Raw genomic sequence first — 24732 nt, forward strand, 5'->3', positions numbered from 1 at the left:
AATGGAAGTCAACATTCGACAAGCAACTCCTGACGATTTGGATGCAATTTTTGAATTAAACCTACAAATTAACGCACTGCATTTTGCCAACGCGCCTGAAGCTTTTGTAGCGCCTTCGGAAGACGACCGAGCGTTCCTAATTCAGGCTCTCGAGAATGATGAACGCTTGTTTTTAGTCGCAGAACATGAAAAGGAGGTAGTCGGCTTTTTAACCGCGATGATCACTCAGAATGAAACCGTCAGCTTTCTGATCAAAGATCCAATTTGTCGAGTAGGAACGATTGTCGTCAATGAAGAACAAAAGCAGCAGGGTATCGGTCGCCAACTACTTGAGGCCTGTGAGCAATGGGCGCGCGATGCCAATGCTACACAAGTTCGATTAGAAGTGATGGAATTCAATCAACCAGCACAGCGGTTTTACGACAAGCAAGGTTTTAAAACTAACTCACGCATTATGCAGAAACATTTGTAACGATAACGACAATTAAGCGCTTTTCACGACTAAAGCCACCTAAATCGCATTTATCGATGCAATTTATCCCCTGATTTTAGAAAAGACGATATGATGTGCGGATAAAGGAGATTCGAACATGATTTATCTTTTCGATTGGGGGAACACCTTAATGGTGGATTTCCCTCACGCACAAGGAAAAATGTGCGATTGGGAACACGTAGAAACGATTCCTCTGGCCAAAGAAACACTGGCAACACTTTCCCAAAATCATGCTATTTACATCGCGACCAGTGCGTCTGATTCCAACATGGAAGAGGTTCAGCGTGCGTTCGTCCGCGTCGACTTAGACCAGCACTTAAATGGCTACTTTTGTTTTGCCAATCTCGGCATCGCTAAAAACCAACCTGAGTTTTATCTTGCTATCGCAAAACAGCTAGGGGTCAACGTGAGTGAGTTAACCATGGTTGGCGACTTGCCCCATAAAGACATTTACCCTGCAATGCAAGCTGGCGTAAATACGATTTGGTTTAATCCAACAGGAGCCAATGCGCCAGCCGATCCCATTCCGAATCAAATTCGCTGTTTATCTGAACTCGTACCTTAACCATCACTAACCTGCACTAATCAAGGAAGATGAATGCAAATTAGACCCATCCAGGTAAGCGATATCGAGCGCTTTACCGAACTGTGGAACCGAGTCTATGCCGAAGGTAAATACCTGCGCAGTCCGGCTCCAGATAAAGACACCCTGACCAATATTTTACGTCGCGTAGAACTTGAATCGATTCCTCAATTTGTTGCTTTGGACCATCACGTTCTGATTGGTAGTGTAGAGATTTTTCCTGCCGAACTGTGCGGTTATGAAGGTGGTCAACTCACTAGCACAGGCATTTTAGGTATTCATATTGATAGAACATTCAGAGGAAAAGGGCTAGGTAAGCAGCTATTGTCTGTCGCACTTAAAAGTGCCTGGGAATATGGTTACGACACCATTGTACTTAATGTTTATAAGGACAACCTTGCCGCGATAGCGTTGTACGAGCGATTTGGATTTGAGCACCATGGTGAACTAGGAGAAGTCACTCTCCCCAATGGCGAAGTGTTGATGAGTCAGAAGATGATGTTAAGCGCGCCTAACAACCCTCAGTAACGTGCCCTCGGACGATAGACTCTGTGGATGCTTGATTTACATAATAGAAATAGCATGCCTCTTCTGCCAAGGTATACCCTTGCGGCCAAATGTACACCACCCGATCAAGACCTGACTGGTCGACAAATTGATAATCGGGAATAGACACAAAGTGGGTACTATTTGGGTGTTGCTGACCAATAATACAAAAGTCACTGCCTTTGCAGGGAACATCAATTTTGGACACGCCACTCTGCGGCAAATCGATTTCTAATAACGCGCCAATGCTATTGGCGCTCGCTTCTGGCATACCACTTAAGGTTTTTACGTTCCTATCAATATAGTGGACTTGGTTTTGCTCGGCAGCATTGTCTATCACCACTCGGGCGTTAAAAAATTTAAGCGCGGTACCCAATGACGAATTGGAACTGTGTAACATCGACGCATAGGCTTGGCGATGAATGTGGAGTAGTGTTGGCAACGCAGCCAAAGCGATGAAAGCCAAAGTGGCGAGCACTATGGTGATTTCCATCAGAGTAAATCCCTTTAATCTCACTTTTTTATCTCAGCAGAATGAATGGTCGTTTGCCTCACATCCATGTGAGACCTTGCCAATATATCGCTGATTTAAAACGTTTAAAGCCCTAGTAGATGACAAACAAGAGTCATGGGCCAAAGTTGAGACCGCTCGCCAAGTTACTATGCAAACGCACACATTTATGTGTCAATTTTAGGACTTTATTTATCAATCACTTATTTACTGAAGTAGATTACCCGAGTAGTGGAACGTTATTACGAACAAGTCCGCGACGTACGTTAGTGCACATCTTCCCGAAACGACGGATCTCATCAAACTGCGGAATCACACCCCGCTCCATTGCCGACTCCCAATAAGTAACCTCTGAATCGACCATTTCTAATAATTTCTTTGGACAACCGATGCACTGCCCTTCCGGCCCACACACAAAGGTTTCCGGTTCGTAAATCGGTAGTTCAGCTTTTACTTGCTCGATGATATTACGCATCGCGGTCATTCGGTCTGGCTTTGCCGTCATCACTCTGCTCCACGGATTAAGATGAAGCAGAATTGTACTCACTGGCACGTGAATGTCCCTACCCAATTTAGGTATATTCTGTTTGAACCGATTTTTTTATCGTCAGCTCTGGCTTTTTAACCACTAGATAGACCGCCGTGGCCGCCAATGCAAAGCCAGAAATGCCCATCCAATCAAACGACTCACCAAACGCGAGCCAAGCTTGAATCGCGGTTGTTGGCGGCACTAGGTAAAACACAGACGCCACACTCGAAGACGCGCCATTTCTCACCATGTACAGCAGCAGTAGGATAGCCACACAAGAGAGCACGACGACCAACCACAAGACGGTTAAAATAAACTCCAGTTCCCACTGAACTTGCATGGTTTCAAACTGCATCGCAACAGGCAAAAACATGATGAGTGCGGCCAAATATTGCACCGTCGCACCACCAACCATATCCACCTGTTGGCAATGTTTTTTCTGATACAGCGTCCCTAACGTGATACCAACCAAAGACAGTAAACAGACTCCAATGGCTAAGAACTTATGTTGCTCAGACTGCCACTCCATGTTTCCCATCAGCACCATAGCGATGCCGACAAAGCCAAGAGCCAAACCCAGCCATTGCGAGGGTTTAAATTCCTCACGAACAAACACCACCAGCAAAGCCGCGGTTAAAATCGGCTGAATGCCCACCAACAACGAACTCAGCCCGGCAGGCATACCCAAATCAATAGCGAAATAAGTGCCGCCTAAATAGAAGCCATGGATCAACACACCCACCACACAGCTGTGCCAGAAATCGCTTCCTGTCGGCAACCTTCTACGCAATACCGCCACAAGAACCAAAAACAGTAAGACATTGAATGCCATACGGATAGAAAGTAGTGTCGCTGGCTCGGCATACTGCAAACCAAAACGCGCACCAACAAATCCAGAAGCCCAAAGGATGACAAATACAAAAGGGATGGCTCGGATTAACATGATCGCCTCACTCACGCTTGTTTTATGTTTTGAGATACTGTTAATGTAATTAGGTACAGTGTTTTCAAAAAGTGACAGATGGAAGTATTTTTATGGGTACAGATTTATTGGAAAGCGGTGAAGGGAATAAGTACCTCGTAGTGGAAAAGCACCTTAAACAAGCCATCAATGGTGGCGTTTACCAAGTGGATGATCGACTACCCTCCATTCGCTCATTGAGCCAAGAATTAAGCGTCAGCAAAAACACCGTGATTCGTGCGTATCAAGAGTTGGAAGCGCAAAACTTGGTTTACTCGGTTCCCAAATCGGGTTATCGAGTTAAAGTCGCCTTGCCGACTTCTCGCTCAATTCCGGATCCGACTCGCGTGGATTTGCTCTCGATCTGCAAAGAAATCCTCACGTACCCTGAATACCAAGAGCGTTTGCCCGCAGGCTCTGCCCACCCAAATATTGACTCCCCCGCGATCAAAAGCTTGTACGCCGAGATTGGCCGCCACAGCCGCCAGCAAACGCATGTACCGAGCCATTACCAATTACCACCCGGTGATCACCTCTTAATCAAACAACTGGCGAAAATCACGCAAGATTTGGGCACGCCAGCCAAGTTGGATGAGATCATGGTGACGCACGGCGCGCAACAAGCAATTAGCCTAGCGCTGCGCGCAACGACACAAAAAGGCGATATTGTCGCGGTGGAGTCCCCTTGCTATTTTGGCAACTTATTGATGCTCGAATCACTCGGCCTCAAAGCGGTGGAAATTCCGAGTTGCCCACGAGACGGTATGTGCCCCGAAGCCTTAGCAAAAGCAATGGCGACATGGGACATAAAAGCGATCATCGTAACGCCAAACTTCACCAACCCAACTGGTGCCATGATGCCGCTAGAAAAGCGCCGGCAATTGCTATTGGCGTCTGGCAATATTCCTATTATCGAAGACGATGTGTTTGGCGGGTTAAGTTATAACAAGCCTTTGCCAAGCTTGAGGTTGCTCGATGACAAGCAACGCGTAATTTACGTGAATTCGTTATCCAAAACGCTCGATTCGCGTTTGAGAATTGGTTGGATGTTAGCGGGGCGATATCGAGATCAAATTGAGCAATATCTACTGTGTGAAAACATGGGCAGTTTGAACCTAATGCAATCAGCCGTGGCAACGTTTCTAACGTCCGGTAAGTATCGAACGCATACTTCGCGAATGGGTCGGGTTTATCAAAACAACATGCGCCGATTTATCCAGATGCTTCATCAATACTTGGATGAATACGAATCTCTAAAAAATCGATACCAGATCAACGCCGTGCAAGGTTCGTTCTTGCTTTGGTTGCGCCTGCCCAAAGAAACGGACAGCTATGCGTTGTATCAAGCGTGTAATCAACACAGAATCAGCCTACTTCCCGGTACCGTATTTGGCACTCAAGGGCAATATCGACATTGCGTGCGCCTCAGCGTGGCAAACTTTGGTAGTGAAACCGATTGGAGTCACGCGATGCAAACACTGGCAAAGTTGATAGCAAAGCATGTTCGTTAACTCGCTCTTGCTAAATGAACTTATGCCCGCATACGCAAACAGGTAACAACAAAAAACTCCACGCAAAGGTGGAGTTTTTTCGTATCGTCATCGCCCTCAGTGCGACTTAATTCGCCACATTCTCGCGACGTTTTCGGCTAAATTGGCAACGTTGACGTCGGCCTCTTTCATGGCCTCAGATAAGCTCATCGCCCTTGGTACACAAACAAACACCGCATCAATACCGCATTCATAGACCGCCTGATAGTTATCGCCCACACAACCAGCCAATGCAACGACTGGTAAATCAAACTGCTTGGCCACCTGAGCAACGCCCATCGGCGTTTTGCCATGTGCGGTTTGATGATCGATTCGACCCTCGCCTGTGAATACAATATCCGCATCCGCAACATGCTGAGCAAGCTTGACCGTTTCAAGCACAATCTCAATTCCCGGTTGCAAACGTGCTGGCGTGTATCCGAGCAAGGCCGCCCCCATACCACCAGCAGCGCCCGCCCCTTCACGAGTCAGTACATGCTTACCCGTCGCTTGTTCCGTCAACTCGCCAAACTTGCGCAATGCGTTATCGAGCAGAGTGACGTCTGACGTCGTCGCTCCCTTTTGCGGGCCAAAGATAGCCGACGCGCCTTTGTCGCCACAGAGTGGGTTATCAACATCGCACGCTACCAACACTTCGCAAGCAGCTAAGCGTGGGTCAAGACCAGAAATATCGATGGAGGCAAGCGCCGCTAACCCGCCTCCATTTGGGGAAATTGCATGGCCAAATTCATCAAGAAACGTTACCCCCAACGCGGTCAACATGCCCACGCCACCATCATTAGTAGCGCTGCCGCCCAAACCAATGATTAAGCGTTGAATACCGCGGTCTAGCGCGTGTTTGATCAGCTGTCCGGTACCGATGCTGCTGGTCAGTTTTGGGTCGCGAGCGTCACTCGGTACAAGGTGCAGCCCACTGGCCTCCGCCATTTCAATAACCGCGGTTTCGCCATCACCGAGGATGCCATAAAACGCTTCAACATCATTCCCTAATGGCGCGGTCACCGTTGTGAAGACTTGTTCGCCTTGAGTTGCATCTATCAAAGATTGAACCGTGCCTTCGCCACCGTCTGCGACCGGAACCGTAACAAACTCGGCATCATGCCATACGCGAGCAAGACCCGTTTTGATCGCCTCGCTCACTTGTTTGGCGGTTAAGCTTTCTTTAAATGAATCAGGTGCAATTACCACTTTCATACGTATTTCCAGAGACTTATAAGAGAACGAGACTCAAAATGTACACCAATGCCATTGCCGTGACACCTTGAACGAGCGTAGCCATGGTTTGCGCGCGGTAGGCTAAGCCCACTGACATGCGGCTAAACTGCGACACTACCCAGAAGAAGCTGTCGTTTGCATGAGAAACCGTCATCGCACCTGCACCGATCGCCATCACCGTTAATACGCGGCCCATTTCTGAATCTAGCCCCAATTGCGTAAGCATAGGCGCAACCAAAGCCGATGTGGTCACCAGCGCAACCGTTGACGAACCTTGTGCCGATTTTAGCGCAGCCGCAACGATAAATGGCATGAAAATACCCACGCCCAGCGCCGATAGCGTCGTACCCAAGTATTCACCTAGCGGCGTTGCTTTTAATACCGCGCCAAATGCGCCACCCGCACCGGTAATCAAAAGAATAGGCGCAGCAGCCGTAATACCTTGGCTGATTCGCTCGCCAAATTCTTCAATCTTGTTGTCTGACTTGAGTAAGCGAACAGAAAGGAACAGGCCAATCACCAATGCCGTTAGTGGCTGTCCTAAGAAAGTCAGAACATCAAACACAAAACCTTCGCCCAGCGGTAGGCTTGGGAATTTCGCGATAGAGCCAAAACAGATCAATAAGATTGGAACAAAAATAGGAGCGAATGCTTGGCTCGCCGTTGGCAATTTGCCGTAAGACGCTTTGAGTGCTTGCCAGTCATGCTGAATTTCATCTTCGGCTTCAATGCCATCTGGTTCAACATGTTGGAATCGGTTCGCCCACAACATACCTGCTAGCGCCGCAACCGCTGCAACAAACACACCCACACCAATCACTAAACCAAGGTTAGATTCCAGGCCTAAGTTACCCGCAGCGGCAATCGGGCCAGGAGTTGGCGGCACAAACGTATGCGTTGCGTATAGGCCAGTTGCCAACGCCACACTCATCGCAACGCTTGAGGTTTTTAAACGCTTCGCGAGTGATTCTTTTAGCGAGTTCAGAATGACAAAGCCTGAATCACAAAATACCGGAACAGAAACGATGTAACCGATGATGCTCATGGTCAATGTTGGGAAACGCTCACCCAACACTTTGATGACCGTATCGGCCATGGTGATCGCCGCACCACTTTTTTCCAAAATAACACCGATGATGGTACCTAAAACGATAACCAAGCCAATGTAACCAAGGATGCCGCCAAAGCCAGAAGCAATGGTTTTGGCAATGCTATCTGCCGGTAAGCCGTAAGCAAATGCCGCAAGGAACGCCGCGATGATCAGCGCTAAAAAGGGATGTAATTTGAATTTGGTGGTCGTGAGCACAATAAATGCGATCACCCCGAGCAGGATTAATATAAGGTTCATGATAACTCCATTTATTCTTATTTTGCTGAGCGAGTACGTGTTGGCTCACTCAACATGTAGGGACGCATGAATTATTAATCGTTTGCTTTCGAATTCCTTTAGGCGGAGTGACAAATGATGTGGTCAAAAAATGACGCGTATTGTGCAAATGCACAATATCACGCCATTTTTGAGAGCCGAGTCGCAATATAAAGCTCCGCTAACCCCACAAAATTGGTGGTTGGCAGCCCTGTTATATCGGTGATTTTTTCTAACCGATAGCGCAGAGTGTTCCGGTGAATAAACAGCATTTTAGAGCATTCTGTTACATTGCCATTGCATTCAAACAACGCATCTAGGGTTTTCAATAATTGCCCGGATTTGTCTTTCTCTTTCAACCGTTTCACGCCATCAATAATTTGTTCACCTTGCCAAATATCCGCCAACGGCGCCAACAGCACAGGCAAACGAAGTTCATCGAACAGGTACTTACGTTTCTCTGGGTAGAACTGCTTGCCAATGGCTAATACCTGCTTCGCGCTTTGGTATGACAACGCGACATCTTTAGGTTCATTAAACAGCTGCCCTAGCGCAATGTGAAACGTATGCGAATCGTGATCGCTTAAACGCGACATCAACTTATCAATGCGCTCACTTTCAACTTGGCTATCCCACTGCTTGGCGGAATGACACGGTTTCAACACCACAATTTCATTCACCGAGACAATCGCAACCAGGTTGTTACGCTCCGGATATTCAAGCAGCTCAACAATATTGCGCACGCTCTTCATGCTTTTTGAAGCGGACGGCGTCGAGACTTCAATCACCGTTGCCACTCTTGGTTGAGTCACATCGATAGAAAGACGCATCGCCCAATCTTTCAGCTCTTCATCGGTCAATTTGCCATTGATCCAAGCCAGAATAAACTCTTCGCGATGACGTCTGTCCCACTGAAATTTTTCCACCAGCGCGGCTTGCTCGATTGTCAATTCAGCGGTCATTTTGACCAGTTTGGCGAAATCTCGAATTTTCTCGGGCTCGCCTGTCACACCAACAATACCGACCACGTCTCCATGCAATTTCAACAGCATATTGATTCCGGGTTTGACACCCTGCAACGTCAAACATTGCTGCTCATTCAGCTCTAGCGAATCACCGTGATTCAACGCCAATACCGCGCCATCATGCACTTGCCCAACGCGTTTGGGATCGCCACTGCCAATGATGATGCCTGCTGAGTTCATCACATTTACGTTGTGACCAATGATGGACATGGTTCGATCGACAATTTGCTGTGCTAGGGAGTGGTCGAGAATAACCATTTCGATTTTCCAGATTGACAATTTAATCATTCAATAAATCACAAATAGCCAACTGTCGCGATGATGCAGTTAAAAATAACTGAAGCAGCTCAAAGCATTACTCAATTAACCACACGATAAAAATGGATTAAACCCTCATTTTGAGCTGAGAGTTATATACTTAGAACAAAGGTCACCGATGCATTCGTCACTGTGCACCGATACCGCTCGTCTACCTACAGAGGAGGAAACAACATGGAATTACGTAATAAATCGGGTGAAGTCGCAAAAATTGCAGATAATCTCACTTTGAAGGAAATCACAGAAATGGGCTACACCGTAGATTTATGCGATGAAGCATTTGACCCCGGTGAGCATTGGAAAGCGGAAGGTAAAACGCAAGGTATGGGCGAGTACCCAGAGGAGTAAACGTCCTGACGGGCCAGCGCACAAAGCGCTCCATAAACAGAAAAACCGAGCGACTTAACGCTCGGTTTTTTACTTTTGAACTTCTTGAATAAACAAGCCCATCTCTTCAAGATAATTGCCGTTTGAGCATCCCCAATCGGTGACTTCAATCAGCTCGGTAACTAACTGTCCAGATTCATCATTTTGTACTCGCTGCACAAACGCTTCAAAGCGTTCTAACTGCGCCTGAGTTTTAATGCCATGCACAGCATATTCTACAAGCAAGCCGTTGTATGTCTGCCAGCGCTGTTCACCTGAAACATCACTGCTTAAAATTACGGAGCACTTTTGTTGAATGTTCTCAACCGCATCATTTCTTGGCGGCGTGACTGAAGAGCATCCAACCAAAATCGTACCTAGCGCCAATAGCGTAACTTTTGTCTTATTTATCATATCGTTTCCATATGTACTGCCGCGATATAGAAATATTATTACACATGACAAAGATCATCGAGAGCGCCTCGCAGATTAATTACCTGATGAACTGTAAAATCCGTGCCAGTCTTAACACTGCGCACTCCGAACTCATAACAACTCTTGCTAACTCATTAAAATGTAAACAAATAGTAAAATCACGTTTACGCAGTACACTACCAGCAAATTAATTTGTCCCTCCTTTATTATCAACAAGCGTGCAATAATTAGGGGTCTACTCCCAACCATTTGAAGGATCAAAATGACCGCAACGGATTATCTCAACGACCTCAATCAACGTTACCTCGCAATTCACCGCACCAAAGAAGATTTCTTTTGGGAAACTTACATGGGGATCAGCGATGACCATGATGGCTCGACGCAAGCACAAACCGCATGGACAAGCTTTTTAAGCAACGCCGAGCAAATTACTGCCATAAAACAACAGCTTGAAGCCGCGGAATCAATTACCGACCCACAAGAGAAACAGCAAACCATTACGGGTCTTTCTGGTTGGCTAGCGATGTTTGAATCTCACGCAATCGAGGGCGAAAAGGCACAAGCGTTGAAAAATCAGCTCATTGCCTTTGAAGCTGAGCTGTTCGAGAAAAAACAGAACCACGTACAAACGTTTACCGATGAAAACGGCGAGCAAGTGGAAGGTTCACTGCCAGTATTGAGCTCAACCATTCGCACCAACAATCATGAAGAAGTTCGCCAATCGGCTCATCAAGCGTTGTTGAACCTTGAACAATGGCTACTGCAAAACGGCTTTATAGAACTGATCAAACTGCGCAACCAGTTCGCTCGCTCACTTGGTTATGCGACCTTCTTTGATTACTCCGTGCAAAAAACGGAAAAGATGAGCTCTGAGCAGCTGTTTGAGATTTTGGAAGATTTCGAACAACGCACGCGAGATGCGCACCTAAACAGCTTAGAAAACTTGGCGAAAGAGAAAGGCGCAAGCGCGCTAACAGGCTTCAACTTTGTTTACTCGTTCGCGGGTGACGTCATGCGTGACCTTGACCCATACGTGCCGTTCTCAAAATCTCTGAGACGCTGGGTTGAGTCGTTTGGTCGTCTGAATATTGATTACTCTGGCGCGACGCTAACGCTGGATTTGTTAGACCGCAAAGGTAAGTACCCGAACGGGTTCTGCCACGGCCCTATCCCTTCATTCTACAATCAAGGCGAATGGGTCGCAGCACAGGTGAACTTCACCAGCAATGCCAAACCAGACCAAGTGGGCAGCGGCTACGATGGCATAAACACGCTGTTCCACGAAGGTGGTCACGCAGCACACTTTGCGAACGTAAAAATGAACGCGCCTTGTTTTTCGCAGGAGTTTGCGCCGACTTCAATGGCTTATGCAGAAACTCAGTCGATGTTCTGTGACAGCCTGTTAACCGATGCCGATTGGCTAAAACAATACGCATTGGATGATGAAGGGAATCCGGTTCCTGATGAGATCATTCAAGCGATGATCAACAGTCGTCAGCCATTCAAAGCTTATGAAGAACGTAGCATCTTGGTTGTGCCGTACTTTGAACGCGCGTTATATCAACTTAGCGATGACGAGTTAACGCCAGAGCGCATCACTAAGCTGGCTCGCGATTGTGAAAAACAGATCCTTGGTTTGGAATGCAGCCCTCGCCCACTGATGGCGATTCCACATTTGCTATCCGACGAAGCGGCTTGTGCATATCAAGGTTACCTACTCGCGCACATGGCGGTGTATCAGACCCGTGCATACTTCCTTGAGAAGTTTGGTTACCTGACGGATAACCCAGAAATTGGCCCACTGCTGGCAAAACACTACTGGCACGCAGGCAATCATTTGTCACACAACGAAACCATTTTCAGCCTGACTGGCGAGGGGTTCAATGCTAAGTACTTGGCAGATGTATGTAATCTATCGCCAGAGCAAGCGTGGGAAGTACAGCAGAAGAAAATCGACTTACTTGCAACACGAGAACGAGCACCAGTTGCTTCACTGAACGCGACGATTAAAGTCGTCGACGGCAGTAAAGAACTGGCAAGCAACGTCATCTCTGACGAACAAATGTGTGACGATTTTGAACGTTACATCGTAGAGACTTACGGTCGATAACACGCCAAGAGCCAGAAGCCACGCTTCTGGCTTTTTACTATTAAGGCACAACAAAAGGAAGCGCCATGCATCAACAAATCCTCAAGTTCTGGTTCGAAGAGCTAACGCCTCAAAACTGGTTTGAAAACGACCCAGAACTGGACAAACATATTGCGTCACGATTTGCCTCGGTACTAGAACAAGCAGCTCGCTGTGAGCTTTTTAGCTGGCGAGACAGCGTACAAGGGCGATTGGCCGAAATCATCGTGCTCGACCAGTTTTCACGGAATGTGTATCGCAACACCCCAAAAGCATTTGCACAAGACCCACTCGCATTAGCATTGGCTCAAGAAGCAATTCGGTTAGGACACGATCAAGAATTAGCGCCTGAGCAGCTAAGCTTTTTGTACATGCCGTTTATGCACAGCGAATCGCGCCTCATCCATGTCGAAGCTGAGAAATTGTTTCGCGCACCAGGGCTTGAAAATAACTACAATTTTGAGCTAAAACACAAAGCCATCATCGACCAATTTGGACGTTACCCACATCGCAACGCCATCTTGGGAAGAGAAAGCACACCTGAAGAGTTAGCATTTTTGCAGCAACCCGGTTCCAGCTTTTAACCATCAATAACAACGAGAACGTTGAATGAAATTAGACGCCATATTGTGGGATTACGATGGGACACTCGTAAACTCTGTACCGAAAAACATCGACATCACCAAAGCGATCTTATCCATCGTAGCCCCGCATTTAACTGGCGATAATTTACCGAAATATCTCCATTCAGAAGCCAACTATCACTACGCAAACCACGCGGCGAAAAACTGGCAAGAGCTCTACGTGGATTACTACGGCATGTCCCATGATGAAATGCTAAAAGCTGGTGGTTTATGGGCAGAGCATCAAGAGAAAAACCAAACACCAGTAACCCTGTTTGAAGGCATTGATGGCGTTATTAAAGAGTTTGCGCAGCTGCCTCACGGCATTTGCTCTCAAAACTCACAAAGCAATATTCATCGAGTGCTGTCCGACAACGGCATCAGCGCGCCGTTTAAATCCATCATCGGGTATGATGACGTCTCGAACGGACACCAAAAGCCCGATGCGTACAGTGGTATCAAATGCGTTGAGTCGATTTTTGGTCACGCAGAAAATAGACAGCTGATGTACATCGGTGACCATGAAGCCGACACGCAATTCGCACGCAACATCGAACAGCAGTTGGGTGGCCAAAGTAAAGTGATTGCCGTTGCAGCAGCGTACAGCGGCGCGATGCCAGAGCATTGGAGCGTGCAACCAGATTACGTGGCAAGAACGGTTGACGAGCTGTTTTCGATTATTGCTCAACACACGTAATTTTTGACTGCGGTTTAAGGCCAACACCTTGAATGCTGCCAGCACTCACCTTGCCCTTTCAGACATTGAAACAATTTTAGCCACTACACCGGAGGCCCCATGGTTACATGGCCATGTTTATTGAAACTCGATGGCGACGATGAACTTATCTATTTGCGTTCTCATGCCGATCTTGATTCCGAATGCGAAGCGCTCATTTTGGGGCCAGATGATTACGTAATTGACTCAAATGGCAACACGTTCGGGTTGCAATACAACGATTCGAACACCACCGTTTTACAACCGGAAGAACGCACTCTGTCCGTCGAGGAAGTTACGTCACTCATCCAGTCGCATGAGTTTAGTCTCGCACAAAGATGCATAATCAAAATTCACTTCACCTCGGTACAGCAAGCTATTGAGGCATTAGCCAATTAGCTCGAACTCCGCTCACATTGATTACATATAATTATTATTTTTATAATTTATGATAATTTCATGTAATTAAAATCGCACCATATACTCTCCCACATCGAAACAAAACAACGTTTAAGCACACATGTTGGGAGCAAACAAATGAAAATGAATCATGTCGGTATTATGGTCGGAGATATGGATAAAGCGGTTGAGTTTTACACGCAAGCGCTTGGTCTAAAAGTCGTTATGGGCAACACGAAAGTGATTGAAGAACGCGAAACCGCAATTGGCAGAATGTGTATTGCGGTCTTTGGTGAGGGCTTTAAAGGCTTCAACATTGCGCATCTAGTGACAAGCGATGGCATCGGACTTGAGTTATTTGAAATGAAAGAGCGTCATGCGCGCCATGAAGTGGATTTTTCTCGCATCGGTATCTTCCATTTCTGTTTGCAGACGGACGACTTTGAAGGTGCAATCAAGCGCACTGAAGCGTTTGGAGGCAAAGTTCGTATGGACATCATGCGTTACCACCCAGAAGACGATAACAAGCCTGCGAAAATGGTCTATCTAGAAGACCCATTCGGCAACCTGTTCGAGCTTTACTCGCACACTTATGAAGAAACTTACGCTTCTGAATACGAGTAATTGCATCAAGCAACACAACCGGGATCAATGCGTTATCGAACCCGGTTGTTCAAACCGTTTTACCAACCATTGTTACGACTCAATGCCTAACGACTTCATCAACGATTCAACGGTATTGTTAACCCACAATATCAACGGATCATTGCGGCGCTTTACGCTGTAAACGTAACCGAAGTTACCCTCTAATTTCGGCAGCGCATCATCAAATTCGATAAAAGAAAAACGCTTATCTAACTGATTGATCAAGTGACGCGAACAAGGAAACAGCACATCGCTATCCGCAACCAAATTCAAAATGGTGTTGATGTGCGTGGTACGCAGTTGAATTCTTGGGACAACTGAAAAAGGCTGTAATAAGCGCGAGATGTGATCTTCTTTTTCATTCCAATGTTGGATGATGTGAACCGCGTACGCGTACTCTGAAATGTCATCCAAATACATGCGTTTGCCACCATGCGGATGCGTCGCGCGACAGGCCAGAGCAAAGTCGTCCCGCCCGCCTTTTTTCTGAACCAGATGCTTCGGCAATTCCATAGGGAAATAGTTGATGCCAAAAGCGATTTCACCCGCATCGATTTTGTCTGGCGTGGTTTCCGTCCAGTCTTCGATCACCAAGTTCATAAACGGCGCTTCTTTGGCTAGCAGCTGAGTAAACGCGGCAGAAAACCATTGCGCAATGGACGAGTTGATCGCAACACGCAGAACACAGCTTTCGATCGCGGGATCAAAACTATGAGAAACATTCACTAGCTTGTCGATGTCGTTGATGATCCCAGAAAGCTGCGCTTTGATCTCTTCGGCTTTCGGCGTGAGCTCCATATTGGTGCCCTTACGCACTAAAATGTCGTCGTTAAACAAATCCCGAATTTTACGCAAGCTTCGACTCACAGCAGGCTGGCTGGTGCACAAACGCTCCGCAGCCGTTGTGGTGTTGCGTGTTTCAAGAATCACCGCAAGCACCTTGAGCAAATTGTAATCAAAGTTCATCAACGTTATCTCTTTAGCTTTTCTCAAAGCATATCACTTTTGATATAGACTAAATACTCACAATTCATTTCTGTAATAAACGGGTTAACGACTAAGCTTAGCTGGAAACATATCCTCACAAACAAATGGATGAAACCAGCCATGAAACAAAAATTACTCGTTACTCTATTGGGATTATCAGCGCTAGGAGCCAGCTCTGTATTTGCGGCTAACACCAATGTTGATCTTGCAGAAGATGCTTATATCTACGGCTACTCTATCGATGAAGCGTACAAGTTTTTCTATCACACGGCGGTAGAAAACAACTATCCACTGAACCGCTTTCAGAATATTCGTGCTCTAGCTGATGACTCTTACACCGCTCACCCAACCATTAATAACGATACGCTTCACCTTATGGGCTGGTTAGATGTTGCTGCAGAACCTGTCATTGTGAGCGTGCCTGATATGGATGAAGGCCGTTACTGGATCTTGCACACAATGGACATGGGCCACTACACCAACGCAGCGTTCAGTTCTCGTACTCGCGGCACAAAAGGCGGCCAGTTCATGTTTGCAGCACAAGATTGGCAAGGTGAAGTGCCAGCGTCTGTCGACGAAGTGGTTCGCGTAGACAGCAATCTTGTGAAGCTGATGGGTCGCATCATGGCAGTGAATGACGAAGACGCAAAAGTCGCGCTTAACTACATGGACCAATGGAACATTCGTACCCTATCGGAATATTTAGGTAAGAACGGGCCAAAACCAGTACAAAGAACGTATCCAGATCCAAAAAATTCAACATGGCTTGAACGCGTGAACTTCGTGCTATGTGATGGCTCGATGGGCAATGCAGACAAACAGTGGTTGGACAAATACCAATCTATCGGCGTTGAACCATGCAAAACTGACTTCACACCTGAGCAGCTAAAACTGGCAAAAGTTGGTGAGAAGAAAGGCATGGAACACCTCGTCGAACTTGCACCTAAAATGACAGATGCTCGTACGTTGCTTGGTACACGCGATACCTTGGGTGATGCGCCACGCGATATTTTTGCAGAAGGTACTTACCTTGGTCAGTGGGGTTTACCACCTATCGAAGCGTCTTACCGTAAATCAGATTTCGACAGCACTGGTCAAAAACTGGATGGTTCGAAGCATGATTACGTGATGCGCTTTAAAGCGCCGAACGTCAGCGAATTCTGGTCTGTTACTATTTACGGCAACGACAACCGTTTGATGGCGAAAAACGACCTAAACCGTCACAGCCGTGGCGACCGAACCATGGAAGCGGACAAAGACGATTACTACACCATTTACATGAGTGCGAACGAGAAAGGCCGAGCAGACGATCCAAACTTCTTGCCAGTACCTGAAAAACCGTTCTACGCCATCATGCGTTTTTACGGCGCAGACGATGCAATCCAAAGTGGTGAGTATCAAATGCCTGAAATCAAAGTAGTTAAATAATTCGTTTTAACGAACCACTACTCTGTCGCCTCCTTAGCTCGTAAGTGCGTTAAGGAGGCTTATTTCAAGGTGGGTGCCTAGGGCGAACATCTAGCCCAAAAATCAAAGAGACGCCCACTGAATCTAGTGATTATTTTTATTTAGGTATCGTATGGATTTTAATCTAATCCAAACCTTTTTAATTGTTGCTGAATATCAATCTTACTCTCGCGCCGCAGAGCACCTAGGGCTAACTCAGCCAGCGATTAGCGCATCCATGAAGCGTTTGGAAAAAGAAACCAACAAATCGTTATTTGTGAAGGATGGGCGACAAATCAAACTCACTTCTGTAGCGCATCAGTTGCTACCTAAATTTCATCAGGCGTTTGCGATGATCAATGATGCCATTTCCGATCAAAGCACTTTCCGCCTGAGCTGTAACGAAGCGCTGCTCCACCGCATCACACCAACCAACACGATCAGCATTTGCGCCGATACGGATTTACCTTCGTTATTGAACGATCTACGACTTAAACAGATCGATTTGATTATTAGCCCAACGACCATTCATGACCCATCATTTATCAGTGAGTCAATTTTTGAAGAGCCAATGGTGGTGATTTGTCGTCAAGATCACCCACGTATCGCAGGAAAAATCGAACAAGAACAGTTTTATTCTGAAAAGCACTGTCGGTATGTCGGAGACGAAGACTTCCCAGTTAGCAACACCGAAATTCACCAGCCAGGGCTGCAAGAGCGTGATGTGGAAATGATGACAACATCGCTCTCTGGCATGATGCTTTATGTGGCGAAACACGATTGCTTAGGCGTGCTTCCCCTGTCTTTGGCGCAGAAATGGCAATCGGCTTTGAATCTGCAAGTCATTCAAACTCCAATGTTTTCCGAGCCAGTCAGCTATAAACTGATTTTCCATAAACGAGATGAATCCAGCACTTCCCATCAATGTTTGCGAGCTTGGGCGCGTGACCAATTTGCTACAAGCCTAAACGCCTGACTCGGTCGCACATCAAGGCGTTTCGCCAAAAACTCTTTCTCTCTTCTTAAACGCACTCTTTATGACTAAATGCGCATATGTTAAAAATGGCTTAACGATCAATATGGACGTTCAGGTCGTATACTTTTCCATAACCGCACAAAAGGAGTGAAGCATGCCCACCAACAACCCAATCGCAATCCAAGCCCTTGATCATGTCGTGTTAAGAACGTGCAACCTCGACGCCATGTTGCATTTCTATCGAGATATTTTGGGCTGCCCTGTCGAGCGCGAAGTAATGGAGCTTGGTTTAACCCAGCTCAGGGCTGGTAACGCATTGATTGATGTGGTGACGGTGGACAGCGAGTTAGGGCAACTTGGCGGAAAGCCACCAGTTCAAAATGGTCGTAATATTGACCATTTTTGCCTGCAACTAGCGCCTTTTTCCGAAAATGAAATACTGGAATATCTGCGTTCGAACGGCATTGAAACCGAAGAGTTTGCGAAGCGGTATGGCGCACAAGGGTTCGGTAGATCACTCTATATACATGATCCGGAAGGAAATGTCGTCGAGTTAAAACCTCAAGTGATTGATGAGTAAGCTACACTTAACTGTGTTACTGACCATTTGTTTCTCATCATTGTAGAAGGCTCAAAAAAATGAACGCGATCTCGTTAGTCCAAGGCGACATTACCACCGCACATGTCGATGCCATCGTGAATGCAGCAAACCCGAGAATGCTCGGCGGAGGTGGCGTCGATGGTGCCATTCATCGCGCAGCAGGGCCTGCGCTTATCAATGCGTGTTATGCCGTTGATGATGTCGACGGTATTCGATGCCCGTTTGGTGACGCACGCATTACTGAGGCTGGCAATTTAAACGCGCGTTACGTCATTCATGCCGTTGGCCCGATTTACGATAAATTCGCCGATCCAAAAGCGGTGTTGGAATCTGCATATCAACGTTCGCTGGATCTCGCGCTCGACAAGCATTGCCAAAGTGTGGCACTGCCTGCGATTTCTTGCGGAGTGTATGGTTACCCGCCCCAAGAAGCAGCAGAAGTCGCGATGGCCGTTTGTCAAAGACCGGAATACGCGGCACTCGACATGCGCTTTTACTTGTTTAGTGAAGAGATGCTTTCGATTTGGCAACGCGCCCTGACCCAGCACTAAAATCTGTGTGACAAGAGACATAAAAAAACCGGACTGCCAATACAGTCCGGTTTGTCTTATTTATCAATGAATTATCGTTCGTTAAGCGCTACGAATGCTAGGTGGGTCATCCAAAGCGCCTAATGTGTGCGATCTAGTTTTTGAAGAATCCGTTGTACATCATGTACAAATGCGCCGCAGACCAAGAGAAGTTCGACGCACCTTGTACCGCGCCCGTCTCTGGGTTGTAGTTTTCACGAATTGGCATGTCACCCGTCATACCTTCTGCGTTGTTAAACAACTCATTCGCCATTGCAATCGCTTCTTCTTTGTAGCCGTAGTTTTCCATCGCACGGAAGCCAAAGTACACTTGGTCTAGCCACACACGACCACGCCAGTACACATCTTTACCGTAAGCAGGGTTGGTTTGCGATGCGGTAGGCAAAGGCACACCCGTTCCTTGGAATTTATCTGGCGTGTTGAACTCATCTTGATCACGCATTACCGCGATCACTTTATCGGCATGCTCTTGCGTTGCTGCACCATTAAACAGCGGCGACCAACCTTCAGGGCCACGTCCACGCTCTACAATCGGCAAACCCGCACAGCCATTTGCAAGAGGCGCAGGAGTAGTGCCATCTTCAGCCACATTTAAGTGAATGTCGTAGAAAAACCCTGTGCTTTCATCAAACATACATTGGTTAATGTACGTTTTGATTTTCTCGGCGCCGTTCAGGAATTCTTGCGCGCGGTCTTTACCTTCTACGCCATCGGACACCAACTTCGCCATTTCCGCTAAGTATTTGTTGTCTGAGTACATGTAAGAGGCTTGATCCACCGATTCTTGCAGCATAGAGAAGCCAAGCAGCTCACCTTCCGCTGCGTTATTGTTGGTGCGGTTTTCTGCAAAACGAACTTCCCAATCTTTCTTCGCTAGATCGAGTTTCGCTAAGTTTTCCGCTGACGTATTGCTGTACACCCACTCCTCGCCTTCCAGCTTGATGCTGTTATCAAAGCCGTACGCACTTGCCGCGTAGCGACCAAGTTGATCCACATTTCTGTCTGGATTGCTGATGTCTTCAGCTTGCGAGTTCATGTTGTGGATGTTGTAGATAAAGCCAAAGCGAGCTGCGTTATCCATGCCCGATTCCCAGCCCGCCGCTTCTTGTGCGCCGACGTGAATCGTCATGTAATCCACTTCATCGAGAATCTTATTGTAAGACGCCATGCCTTTTACTTTATAAGAATTACCGTTTTGCTCGATGATGTCTTCTGCAGGAATAATGGTCGTGAAGTTAGGATCGCGCGTTTCTACCCAAACGTACATCACGCCTTCTTCCGTGTTGTGTGCTGGGTCCACTGCCGCGCCGTATTCAGGCACACCATTTTGGTTGTGGTCGCGGTTGGATAGCCACCAATCGTGGTATGCCACCAACTTCGGATACATTTCATCAATGAATTTTTGCGCGTCTTCTGGGCGATCAAACTGGTTCACGAGAGCGTGATACACCTCCATCACAGACCATGCCGCCAACGATGGTTTCGTATTGCGTTCGTTCCAGTTTTCAGAGCCAGCACCACCACGACTAACAGGTTTGGTGTACGTCAATACATCCAGCAAGTAGCCTTTGTCTTGCGGACGAATCTTGTCATCAGCTTGAACTTGCTCTTGGAATACCGTGCGAATGTTGTCCATCGCAACATCTGGGTTGAAATGCGCCATCGCGTACGCTTGTTTCCACGAATCCCACGGCCATGTTAAGTTACCAGAGAACCAACGTGCAGTGACCGATGGCGTGACTGTCGCTTGTTCAATATCGCCCGCCGCAGAGCGCCAGTTACCGTTTAGGGTCTCCATCGCTTTTACCGCTACGCGAGCTTGGTCTGCTGTCGCTTCTTTGTTGATAAGACCATTCGCTAAATAGCCATCCCAACGCGCTTTCGACGCTTCCATGTATTGAGTTGGATTCGCCAATACATCTTGCAATTTCAACGATTCTGACTGCACTTCTTTCGCATTATGCAGGTTAGAATACGCCGTATAAACCGCCGATGTTTGCTCAGCTGGTAGGCTCATCTCCGCGGTAGAACTGAATGAGGTTTCGTTGGTGAACGTCTTCGTCGGTAGAGAACGAGTAATGCGGAACTCGGCATCGCGATCATTACGGATCGCCCAGTTGTCTTTCATCTCGCTAAAGTTAATTTTAATGCCGTTCTCGATGGTCGAAATCTGGCGCTTGTAATCTGGGTAGTACTGCGCAACGGTTTGGTCTTTGCGCGTCGACAGCGCGTATTTCACCAACTCGCCGTCCCACTCCAACGCCAAGTTCATATCACGATCAGTTTTGTTAGTGATGAGCGTTTCCACCAGCGAAGAGCGATCAGTTACGAAGCGCAGCACCATTTGCACGTGAATATCCTCCAAGTCCAACACCTGCACTAACGCACCTGGAATGGAATAGACTTTCGCTTCTGCGTTCGATAAGTCGTAAGTTTGGCCACTCACTTTGTCGGTCAACGTGAGCTTGTCGAACGTTTGGCCAGACATAAAATGCGCGTACTCTTGCGTCACTTGCATAATACCGCCGAAAGCGCCATAACCCGCCGCATCTTCAGGTAGCAAATGGCCATGCCACGCGCCGTTATCCGTCAACGCGTTGTACTTCAGGTTCGAATAACTGTCGTAATCACGCAGGTAAGTGGGATTACCAGTACGATCAATCACGTTAGTAAATTCCGAAGTTGGCGCCTGTGGTAAACGGATTTCAGTTTTATCATTGGAACCACATCCAACAAGCGAAATAGTAGCCCCGATCAGAATGGCAAGTGTGCTCTTTTTAAACATACTTTTTCCCTATTATTTACGTTATTTTTATATTCTCATTTATATAAATGAGTGTTTTTAGTGTGCAGAAGCCCGGCTCGCACTAAATAAGCACAAGCTTCCGATAATTATTCTTTTATTTTTCTTTAGCGATAGTGATGGCTTTTAATAAATCGCCATTAATATTCGGAATTGTGTCAGCCAAAAATATCTGATTACCAGGTGTAAAAGTGAGTAAAACGTTTTTTAGGCGTTGACTGTTTTCACTGGTTTTATTTTGAACATCAAACTCAATTAATTTGTTGTACACTTCATTTGCCAGTTTTTCTTCTTGTTCTTCGGTAATCGCAATGCGTCCAACACAGATTGGAGGTCGAATATCGTGGCTAAACACTTCTTCACGAAAGCGCTGTGCAAATAGCGTGTCTAAATTTGAACCTTCTTCAAAAATAAAGCGGCCTGTATCTTTAAATTGATAGTGTTTATCCCCTTTCAGTTCAATGTAATCCATCATTTCTAGTGCACGTAAATAGAGCGCAACGGAAGTATCACTCAGCTGGTATCTCCGAGCGATCTCTTCTAAAGGCCACTCAGGTCGACGCAAAAGATAAAGAAAATCAAATAAGTGAGGATATTGATGGAAAATCTCACTGTTGGTGTCGGTGATAAACTGTTCACTCTCTTGCTGCAGCTGCTTACCTCGCATGGATAACTCAACCAAATCCGTATCAAGATGCGTGGCGTACAACAAGATTTTATCTAAACCAACAGACGTATTGTGAAGCTGCCTTTTTATAGTAGAAAGCGGGATTCCAAGTCCAATAGAAAGCTCAGAATATCCAATGCCTTTTTCTTTTATTTTTTCTCGTAAAGCAGCAAGTAAATACGTTGCAGAATTATTCATCTAACAATGCCTGTATTTTATTTATTCAGCATCCATGATGATAAATTCAAGAGAGTCCTACTCTTGTGATTTTGGTCTCAATATTCTATCTTGTTGGCGTAAAACATGTCTTATCCATTAGATTTTTTACTTTTCTTTAACTGGATACATTTTACCCATCCAGAACAAGTTATAGCCATTGCTCTATGGGATTATCAAGATAATAGTCAGTATAATTGTTTTGAAGAGTAAAATTAAGATAGCAAAGATTTTTACTAAAACTTTTCTGATAAGAGCGCAAATTTTCAGATGAAAAGTATCAAAAAATGACACCAATCGATTTATAAAAGCGTGAGATCACAATTGGAAAGTGAATCTATGGCAATTTTTAATTTCAATGACCAGTAAAAACCTTGTTATATTCTGAAAATAACAAGGTTAATTTATAAAATAATTATTGAAGTAAGATCATGTTATTAAGTAAAAATTATATCTGGCTCACATATTTCTTTTTCTCGCCACCATTGTTTATTTATATGTTCTTGATGAACGTAAAAACTCTGCCCCGGCATTGGCGTCAGCAGCGTTATATGTTCTTTTTGACAATGGGTAAGCAAATCTAAAATCGGTTCGTCCCAGCGGTGAGTAAACAGTTCGTATGTAGCCCAATGTACTGGCAACAGTTTTTTCGCATTTAAATCGCGAAACGCTTGCACGGTATGATGAGCCTGCATGTGCCCCCAGTTTTCGACCGGATAACCTTGGCCTTTCACATCGGCAGCCACTTCCAAACAGGCAATGTCGATTGGCCCACATCGCTGTGCGATCTCAGAAAAGTGCGAATCGTAAGCTGAATCACCACTAAAATAGAGCGTCTCTTCTTTGCCTTTGATGACCCAAGAAGCCCACAAGGTCGAGTTTTTATCGAAATAAGTACGACCCGAATTATGGTTAGCGGGCGTACAAATCAGTTCGATTCCAGCATAGTGCACGCTATCCCACCAATCGAATTCCACGATGTTGTCTGCGCAAACGCCCCATTTTATCAGATGCTTGCCAACCCCTAAGGGAACATAAAACGTCACGGGTTTATCGGCGTAGAAACGTATGGTCGACGCTTCTAAATGGTCGTAATGATCGTGCGAAATCACGATAATTTCAGGAATCGGCAAACAATCTCTGGCGTGAGTATTGGGAATATTGCGTTCAAACCACGCTTTTGCGATGAACGGAGAAGCGTAATCAAATACCGGATCGGTCATAATTCGAATGCCATCGACCTCCACCAGCATAGTGGAATGGCCCAGCCAAGTAAGGCGCATCGATTCACTTCGCTGCGCAAACTGCGTGGGTTGAATTGGGGAATGTGGCAGATGTTCGTTAGGACTCAACGGTGTTCTACCACCAAGATAACTCCAACAAACCTGCCAGAACGATTGCGGACTAGGGACATTTGGCATCTCGTTTTTAACGCGGCCGTTTTCAAATTGAGGCGAGTGGTGAACACGGTGCGCCAACTGCGCATGGTAGGTTTGAGGCGGAATCAGTGAACTTGGCTTTTGTGTCTTTTGTTCACTCGTTAGGTATGTGCGCTTAAGTATCGTCTCAGACATATCGTAGTTTTGTCTCGCTTGCGAACGCTCAACAGTAGGTTTATTAAAACGTGCGTGTATGTCTATTTCGTGACCAAAATGAGGTGTAAGATGAAGATTCAGTTTCAATCAAACGTCTTCTATTTAAGGATACGGTTCTCAAACCTTCTGAATACTGAGTCGGTTTGAAAGGAGAAAACTATGGTGACTTGCAGCCAATACGATTTTATTGAAATCGCCTGTATGTTTAAGCTCCCTATCGAGATCACACTAAAAAATGGTGAAACTCATCAGGGCAACGCGTTCGACACAGGCTACGACATGCAGCGACAAGAGTGCTTGTTTTTAGATATGGATGGTGAGCACATCGCCTTCCCGACTGAACAATTAGTCGCAATGCGCGCGCTCAAAGCCAATCCGCATTTTGATGAAGTGACGTTTGAGTAAACGTCCTTCTTTCACTGATACCGTCCAATAAAAAACGC

At 46.3% G+C, this 24732-nt stretch carries 26 protein-coding genes; 15 read left to right on the top strand and 11 right to left on the bottom strand.

What is annotated here, in order from left to right:
- Position 1 precedes the first annotated feature (1 nt).
- The 3 genes from J8Z23_RS20815 to J8Z23_RS20825 all read left to right on the top strand — a co-directional run bounded on the left by J8Z23_RS20815 (position 2) and on the right by J8Z23_RS20825 (position 1604).
- Complete coding sequence (locus J8Z23_RS20815; protein WP_301660015.1) at positions 2-472, top strand: GNAT family N-acetyltransferase; 471 nt, start codon at positions 2-4, stop codon at positions 470-472.
- 118 nt (positions 473-590) lie between these two features.
- Entirely contained in the window at positions 591-1058 is a 468-nt protein-coding gene (locus J8Z23_RS20820) for an HAD family hydrolase (protein ID WP_104972190.1), read from the top strand.
- A 33-nt stretch (positions 1059-1091) separates the two neighbouring features.
- Positions 1092-1604: a GNAT family N-acetyltransferase gene (locus J8Z23_RS20825; RefSeq protein ID WP_074190229.1), complete on the top strand. Its 513-nt coding sequence runs from the start codon at positions 1092-1094 to the stop codon at positions 1602-1604.
- On the opposite strand, the gene J8Z23_RS20830 is transcribed toward J8Z23_RS20825, so the two are convergent.
- The 3 genes from J8Z23_RS20830 to J8Z23_RS20840 all read right to left on the bottom strand — a co-directional run bounded on the left by J8Z23_RS20830 (position 1588) and on the right by J8Z23_RS20840 (position 3605).
- On the bottom strand, positions 1588-2115 hold the full coding sequence (locus tag J8Z23_RS20830; protein ID WP_005391876.1) for a hypothetical protein: 528 nt from the start codon (positions 2113-2115) through the stop codon (positions 1588-1590). The two genes, J8Z23_RS20825 and J8Z23_RS20830, sit on opposite strands and share 17 nt — an antisense overlap.
- Before the next feature lie 238 nt (positions 2116-2353).
- The gene (locus J8Z23_RS20835; RefSeq protein WP_046875577.1) at positions 2354-2638 is read right to left on the bottom strand and encodes a hypothetical protein; all 285 of its coding nucleotides are present in this window, start codon (positions 2636-2638) and stop codon (positions 2354-2356) included.
- Between the two features lie 67 nt (positions 2639-2705).
- On the bottom strand, positions 2706-3605 hold the full coding sequence (locus J8Z23_RS20840) for a DMT family transporter (protein WP_152813794.1): 900 nt from the start codon (positions 3603-3605) through the stop codon (positions 2706-2708).
- Between the two features lie 92 nt (positions 3606-3697).
- Here J8Z23_RS20840 and J8Z23_RS20845 point away from each other — a divergent pair, with 92 nt between their 5' ends.
- Positions 3698-5134, top strand: coding sequence for a PLP-dependent aminotransferase family protein (locus J8Z23_RS20845; protein ID WP_301580429.1), 1437 nt, complete (start codon positions 3698-3700; stop codon positions 5132-5134).
- 96 nt (positions 5135-5230) lie between these two features.
- Here the strand turns inward: J8Z23_RS20845 and J8Z23_RS20850 are convergent, their stop codons facing one another.
- The 3 genes from J8Z23_RS20850 to J8Z23_RS20860 form a co-directional block, all read right to left on the bottom strand.
- Positions 5231-6367, bottom strand: a complete 1137-nt coding sequence (locus J8Z23_RS20850; RefSeq protein ID WP_434635318.1) for a glycerate kinase — start codon at positions 6365-6367, stop codon at positions 5231-5233.
- 16 nt (positions 6368-6383) lie between these two features.
- Positions 6384-7736 (bottom strand): GntP family permease, encoded by a 1353-nt coding sequence (locus J8Z23_RS20855; protein WP_023584364.1) that lies wholly within the window; start codon positions 7734-7736, stop codon positions 6384-6386.
- A 158-nt stretch (positions 7737-7894) separates the two neighbouring features.
- Positions 7895-9037 (bottom strand): sugar diacid recognition domain-containing protein, encoded by a 1143-nt coding sequence (locus tag J8Z23_RS20860; RefSeq protein WP_434635319.1) that lies wholly within the window; start codon positions 9035-9037, stop codon positions 7895-7897.
- Between the two features lie 234 nt (positions 9038-9271).
- Here J8Z23_RS20860 and J8Z23_RS20865 point away from each other — a divergent pair, with 234 nt between their 5' ends.
- Positions 9272-9445 carry a hypothetical protein gene (locus J8Z23_RS20865; RefSeq protein ID WP_005391896.1) on the top strand — a complete coding sequence of 58 codons (174 nt, stop codon included), beginning with the start codon at positions 9272-9274 and terminating at the stop codon, positions 9443-9445.
- Positions 9446-9514: 69 nt separating this feature from the next.
- Here the strand turns inward: J8Z23_RS20865 and J8Z23_RS20870 are convergent, their stop codons facing one another.
- On the bottom strand, positions 9515-9877 hold the full coding sequence (locus tag J8Z23_RS20870) for a hypothetical protein (RefSeq protein WP_047009761.1): 363 nt from the start codon (positions 9875-9877) through the stop codon (positions 9515-9517).
- 283 nt (positions 9878-10160) lie between these two features.
- On the opposite strand from J8Z23_RS20870, the gene J8Z23_RS20875 reads away from it, so the two are divergent.
- The 5 genes from J8Z23_RS20875 to J8Z23_RS20895 all read left to right on the top strand — a co-directional run bounded on the left by J8Z23_RS20875 (position 10161) and on the right by J8Z23_RS20895 (position 14387).
- On the top strand, positions 10161-12008 hold the full coding sequence (locus J8Z23_RS20875) for a M3 family metallopeptidase (RefSeq protein WP_301658081.1): 1848 nt from the start codon (positions 10161-10163) through the stop codon (positions 12006-12008).
- Positions 12009-12073: 65 nt separating this feature from the next.
- Positions 12074-12610 carry a DUF924 family protein gene (locus tag J8Z23_RS20880; protein ID WP_085344588.1) on the top strand — a complete coding sequence of 179 codons (537 nt, stop codon included), beginning with the start codon at positions 12074-12076 and terminating at the stop codon, positions 12608-12610.
- Positions 12611-12635: 25 nt separating this feature from the next.
- On the top strand, positions 12636-13346 hold the full coding sequence (locus J8Z23_RS20885) for an HAD family hydrolase (protein WP_023584368.1): 711 nt from the start codon (positions 12636-12638) through the stop codon (positions 13344-13346).
- A 99-nt stretch (positions 13347-13445) separates the two neighbouring features.
- Complete coding sequence (locus J8Z23_RS20890) at positions 13446-13763, top strand: DUF4144 domain-containing protein (protein ID WP_133280869.1); 318 nt, start codon at positions 13446-13448, stop codon at positions 13761-13763.
- Positions 13764-13901: 138 nt separating this feature from the next.
- Positions 13902-14387, top strand: coding sequence for a VOC family protein (locus J8Z23_RS20895; RefSeq protein ID WP_021452781.1), 486 nt, complete (start codon positions 13902-13904; stop codon positions 14385-14387).
- A 72-nt stretch (positions 14388-14459) separates the two neighbouring features.
- Here the strand turns inward: J8Z23_RS20895 and J8Z23_RS20900 are convergent, their stop codons facing one another.
- Positions 14460-15374, bottom strand: coding sequence for a LysR family transcriptional regulator (locus tag J8Z23_RS20900; RefSeq protein WP_029846112.1), 915 nt, complete (start codon positions 15372-15374; stop codon positions 14460-14462).
- A 141-nt stretch (positions 15375-15515) separates the two neighbouring features.
- On the opposite strand from J8Z23_RS20900, the gene J8Z23_RS20905 reads away from it, so the two are divergent.
- From J8Z23_RS20905 to J8Z23_RS20920, 4 genes are all read left to right on the top strand, one after another.
- Positions 15516-16823: a DUF1254 domain-containing protein gene (locus J8Z23_RS20905; RefSeq protein WP_434635320.1), complete on the top strand. Its 1308-nt coding sequence runs from the start codon at positions 15516-15518 to the stop codon at positions 16821-16823.
- Between the two features lie 151 nt (positions 16824-16974).
- Positions 16975-17817, top strand: a complete 843-nt coding sequence (locus J8Z23_RS20910; protein ID WP_434635321.1) for a LysR family transcriptional regulator — start codon at positions 16975-16977, stop codon at positions 17815-17817.
- A gap of 154 nt (positions 17818-17971) precedes the next feature.
- Positions 17972-18397 carry a VOC family protein gene (locus J8Z23_RS20915; RefSeq protein WP_005391937.1) on the top strand — a complete coding sequence of 142 codons (426 nt, stop codon included), beginning with the start codon at positions 17972-17974 and terminating at the stop codon, positions 18395-18397.
- A 59-nt stretch (positions 18398-18456) separates the two neighbouring features.
- The gene (locus J8Z23_RS20920) at positions 18457-18969 is read left to right on the top strand and encodes an O-acetyl-ADP-ribose deacetylase (protein ID WP_046875590.1); all 513 of its coding nucleotides are present in this window, start codon (positions 18457-18459) and stop codon (positions 18967-18969) included.
- Between the two features lie 133 nt (positions 18970-19102).
- Here the strand turns inward: J8Z23_RS20920 and ygjK are convergent, their stop codons facing one another.
- From ygjK to J8Z23_RS20935, 3 genes are all read right to left on the bottom strand, one after another.
- A complete protein-coding gene (gene ygjK / locus J8Z23_RS20925) occupies positions 19103-21793 on the bottom strand; it encodes an alpha-glucosidase (protein ID WP_434635323.1) in 2691 nt (896 codons plus the stop codon).
- 115 nt (positions 21794-21908) lie between these two features.
- Complete coding sequence (locus J8Z23_RS20930; protein WP_434635324.1) at positions 21909-22676, bottom strand: transcriptional regulator; 768 nt, start codon at positions 22674-22676, stop codon at positions 21909-21911.
- Positions 22677-23131: 455 nt separating this feature from the next.
- Positions 23132-24268, bottom strand: coding sequence for an MBL fold metallo-hydrolase (locus J8Z23_RS20935; protein WP_434635840.1), 1137 nt, complete (start codon positions 24266-24268; stop codon positions 23132-23134).
- 180 nt (positions 24269-24448) lie between these two features.
- Between J8Z23_RS20935 and J8Z23_RS20940 the strand changes: the two genes are divergently transcribed.
- Positions 24449-24694, top strand: coding sequence for a Rho-binding antiterminator (locus J8Z23_RS20940; protein ID WP_020841653.1), 246 nt, complete (start codon positions 24449-24451; stop codon positions 24692-24694).
- Positions 24695-24732: the final 38 nt, after the last annotated feature.

The organism is Vibrio sp. SCSIO 43086, from assembly GCF_051132235.1.
Taxonomy (GTDB): Bacteria; Pseudomonadota; Gammaproteobacteria; order Enterobacterales; family Vibrionaceae; genus Vibrio; species Vibrio diabolicus.

Bases quoted from the DNA above. Each gene is read 5' to 3' on its own strand.
- J8Z23_RS20815 (WP_301660015.1), top strand. From the start codon at position 2: ATGGAAGTCAACATTCGACAAGCAACTCCTGACGATTTGGATGCAATT.
- J8Z23_RS20820 (WP_104972190.1), top strand. From the start codon at position 591: ATGATTTATCTTTTCGATTGGGGGAACACCTTAATGGTGGATTTCCCT.
- J8Z23_RS20825 (WP_074190229.1), top strand. From the start codon at position 1,092: ATGCAAATTAGACCCATCCAGGTAAGCGATATCGAGCGCTTTACCGAA.
- J8Z23_RS20830 (WP_005391876.1), bottom strand. From the start codon at position 2,115: ATGGAAATCACCATAGTGCTCGCCACTTTGGCTTTCATCGCTTTGGCT.
- J8Z23_RS20835 (WP_046875577.1), bottom strand. From the start codon at position 2,638: ATGACGGCAAAGCCAGACCGAATGACCGCGATGCGTAATATCATCGAG.
- J8Z23_RS20840 (WP_152813794.1), bottom strand. From the start codon at position 3,605: ATGTTAATCCGAGCCATCCCTTTTGTATTTGTCATCCTTTGGGCTTCT.
- J8Z23_RS20845 (WP_301580429.1), top strand. From the start codon at position 3,698: ATGGGTACAGATTTATTGGAAAGCGGTGAAGGGAATAAGTACCTCGTA.
- J8Z23_RS20850 (WP_434635318.1), bottom strand. From the start codon at position 6,367: ATGAAAGTGGTAATTGCACCTGATTCATTTAAAGAAAGCTTAACCGCC.
- J8Z23_RS20855 (WP_023584364.1), bottom strand. From the start codon at position 7,736: ATGAACCTTATATTAATCCTGCTCGGGGTGATCGCATTTATTGTGCTC.
- J8Z23_RS20860 (WP_434635319.1), bottom strand. From the start codon at position 9,037: ATGGTTATTCTCGACCACTCCCTAGCACAGCAAATTGTCGATCGAACC.
- J8Z23_RS20865 (WP_005391896.1), top strand. From the start codon at position 9,272: ATGGAATTACGTAATAAATCGGGTGAAGTCGCAAAAATTGCAGATAAT.
- J8Z23_RS20870 (WP_047009761.1), bottom strand. From the start codon at position 9,877: ATGATAAATAAGACAAAAGTTACGCTATTGGCGCTAGGTACGATTTTG.
- J8Z23_RS20875 (WP_301658081.1), top strand. From the start codon at position 10,161: ATGACCGCAACGGATTATCTCAACGACCTCAATCAACGTTACCTCGCA.
- J8Z23_RS20880 (WP_085344588.1), top strand. From the start codon at position 12,074: ATGCATCAACAAATCCTCAAGTTCTGGTTCGAAGAGCTAACGCCTCAA.
- J8Z23_RS20885 (WP_023584368.1), top strand. From the start codon at position 12,636: ATGAAATTAGACGCCATATTGTGGGATTACGATGGGACACTCGTAAAC.
- J8Z23_RS20890 (WP_133280869.1), top strand. From the start codon at position 13,446: ATGGTTACATGGCCATGTTTATTGAAACTCGATGGCGACGATGAACTT.
- J8Z23_RS20895 (WP_021452781.1), top strand. From the start codon at position 13,902: ATGAAAATGAATCATGTCGGTATTATGGTCGGAGATATGGATAAAGCG.
- J8Z23_RS20900 (WP_029846112.1), bottom strand. From the start codon at position 15,374: ATGAACTTTGATTACAATTTGCTCAAGGTGCTTGCGGTGATTCTTGAA.
- J8Z23_RS20905 (WP_434635320.1), top strand. From the start codon at position 15,516: ATGAAACAAAAATTACTCGTTACTCTATTGGGATTATCAGCGCTAGGA.
- J8Z23_RS20910 (WP_434635321.1), top strand. From the start codon at position 16,975: ATGGATTTTAATCTAATCCAAACCTTTTTAATTGTTGCTGAATATCAA.
- J8Z23_RS20915 (WP_005391937.1), top strand. From the start codon at position 17,972: ATGCCCACCAACAACCCAATCGCAATCCAAGCCCTTGATCATGTCGTG.
- J8Z23_RS20920 (WP_046875590.1), top strand. From the start codon at position 18,457: ATGAACGCGATCTCGTTAGTCCAAGGCGACATTACCACCGCACATGTC.
- ygjK (WP_434635323.1), bottom strand. From the start codon at position 21,793: ATGTTTAAAAAGAGCACACTTGCCATTCTGATCGGGGCTACTATTTCG.
- J8Z23_RS20930 (WP_434635324.1), bottom strand. From the start codon at position 22,676: ATGAATAATTCTGCAACGTATTTACTTGCTGCTTTACGAGAAAAAATA.
- J8Z23_RS20935 (WP_434635840.1), bottom strand. From the start codon at position 24,268: ATGTCTGAGACGATACTTAAGCGCACATACCTAACGAGTGAACAAAAG.
- J8Z23_RS20940 (WP_020841653.1), top strand. From the start codon at position 24,449: ATGGTGACTTGCAGCCAATACGATTTTATTGAAATCGCCTGTATGTTT.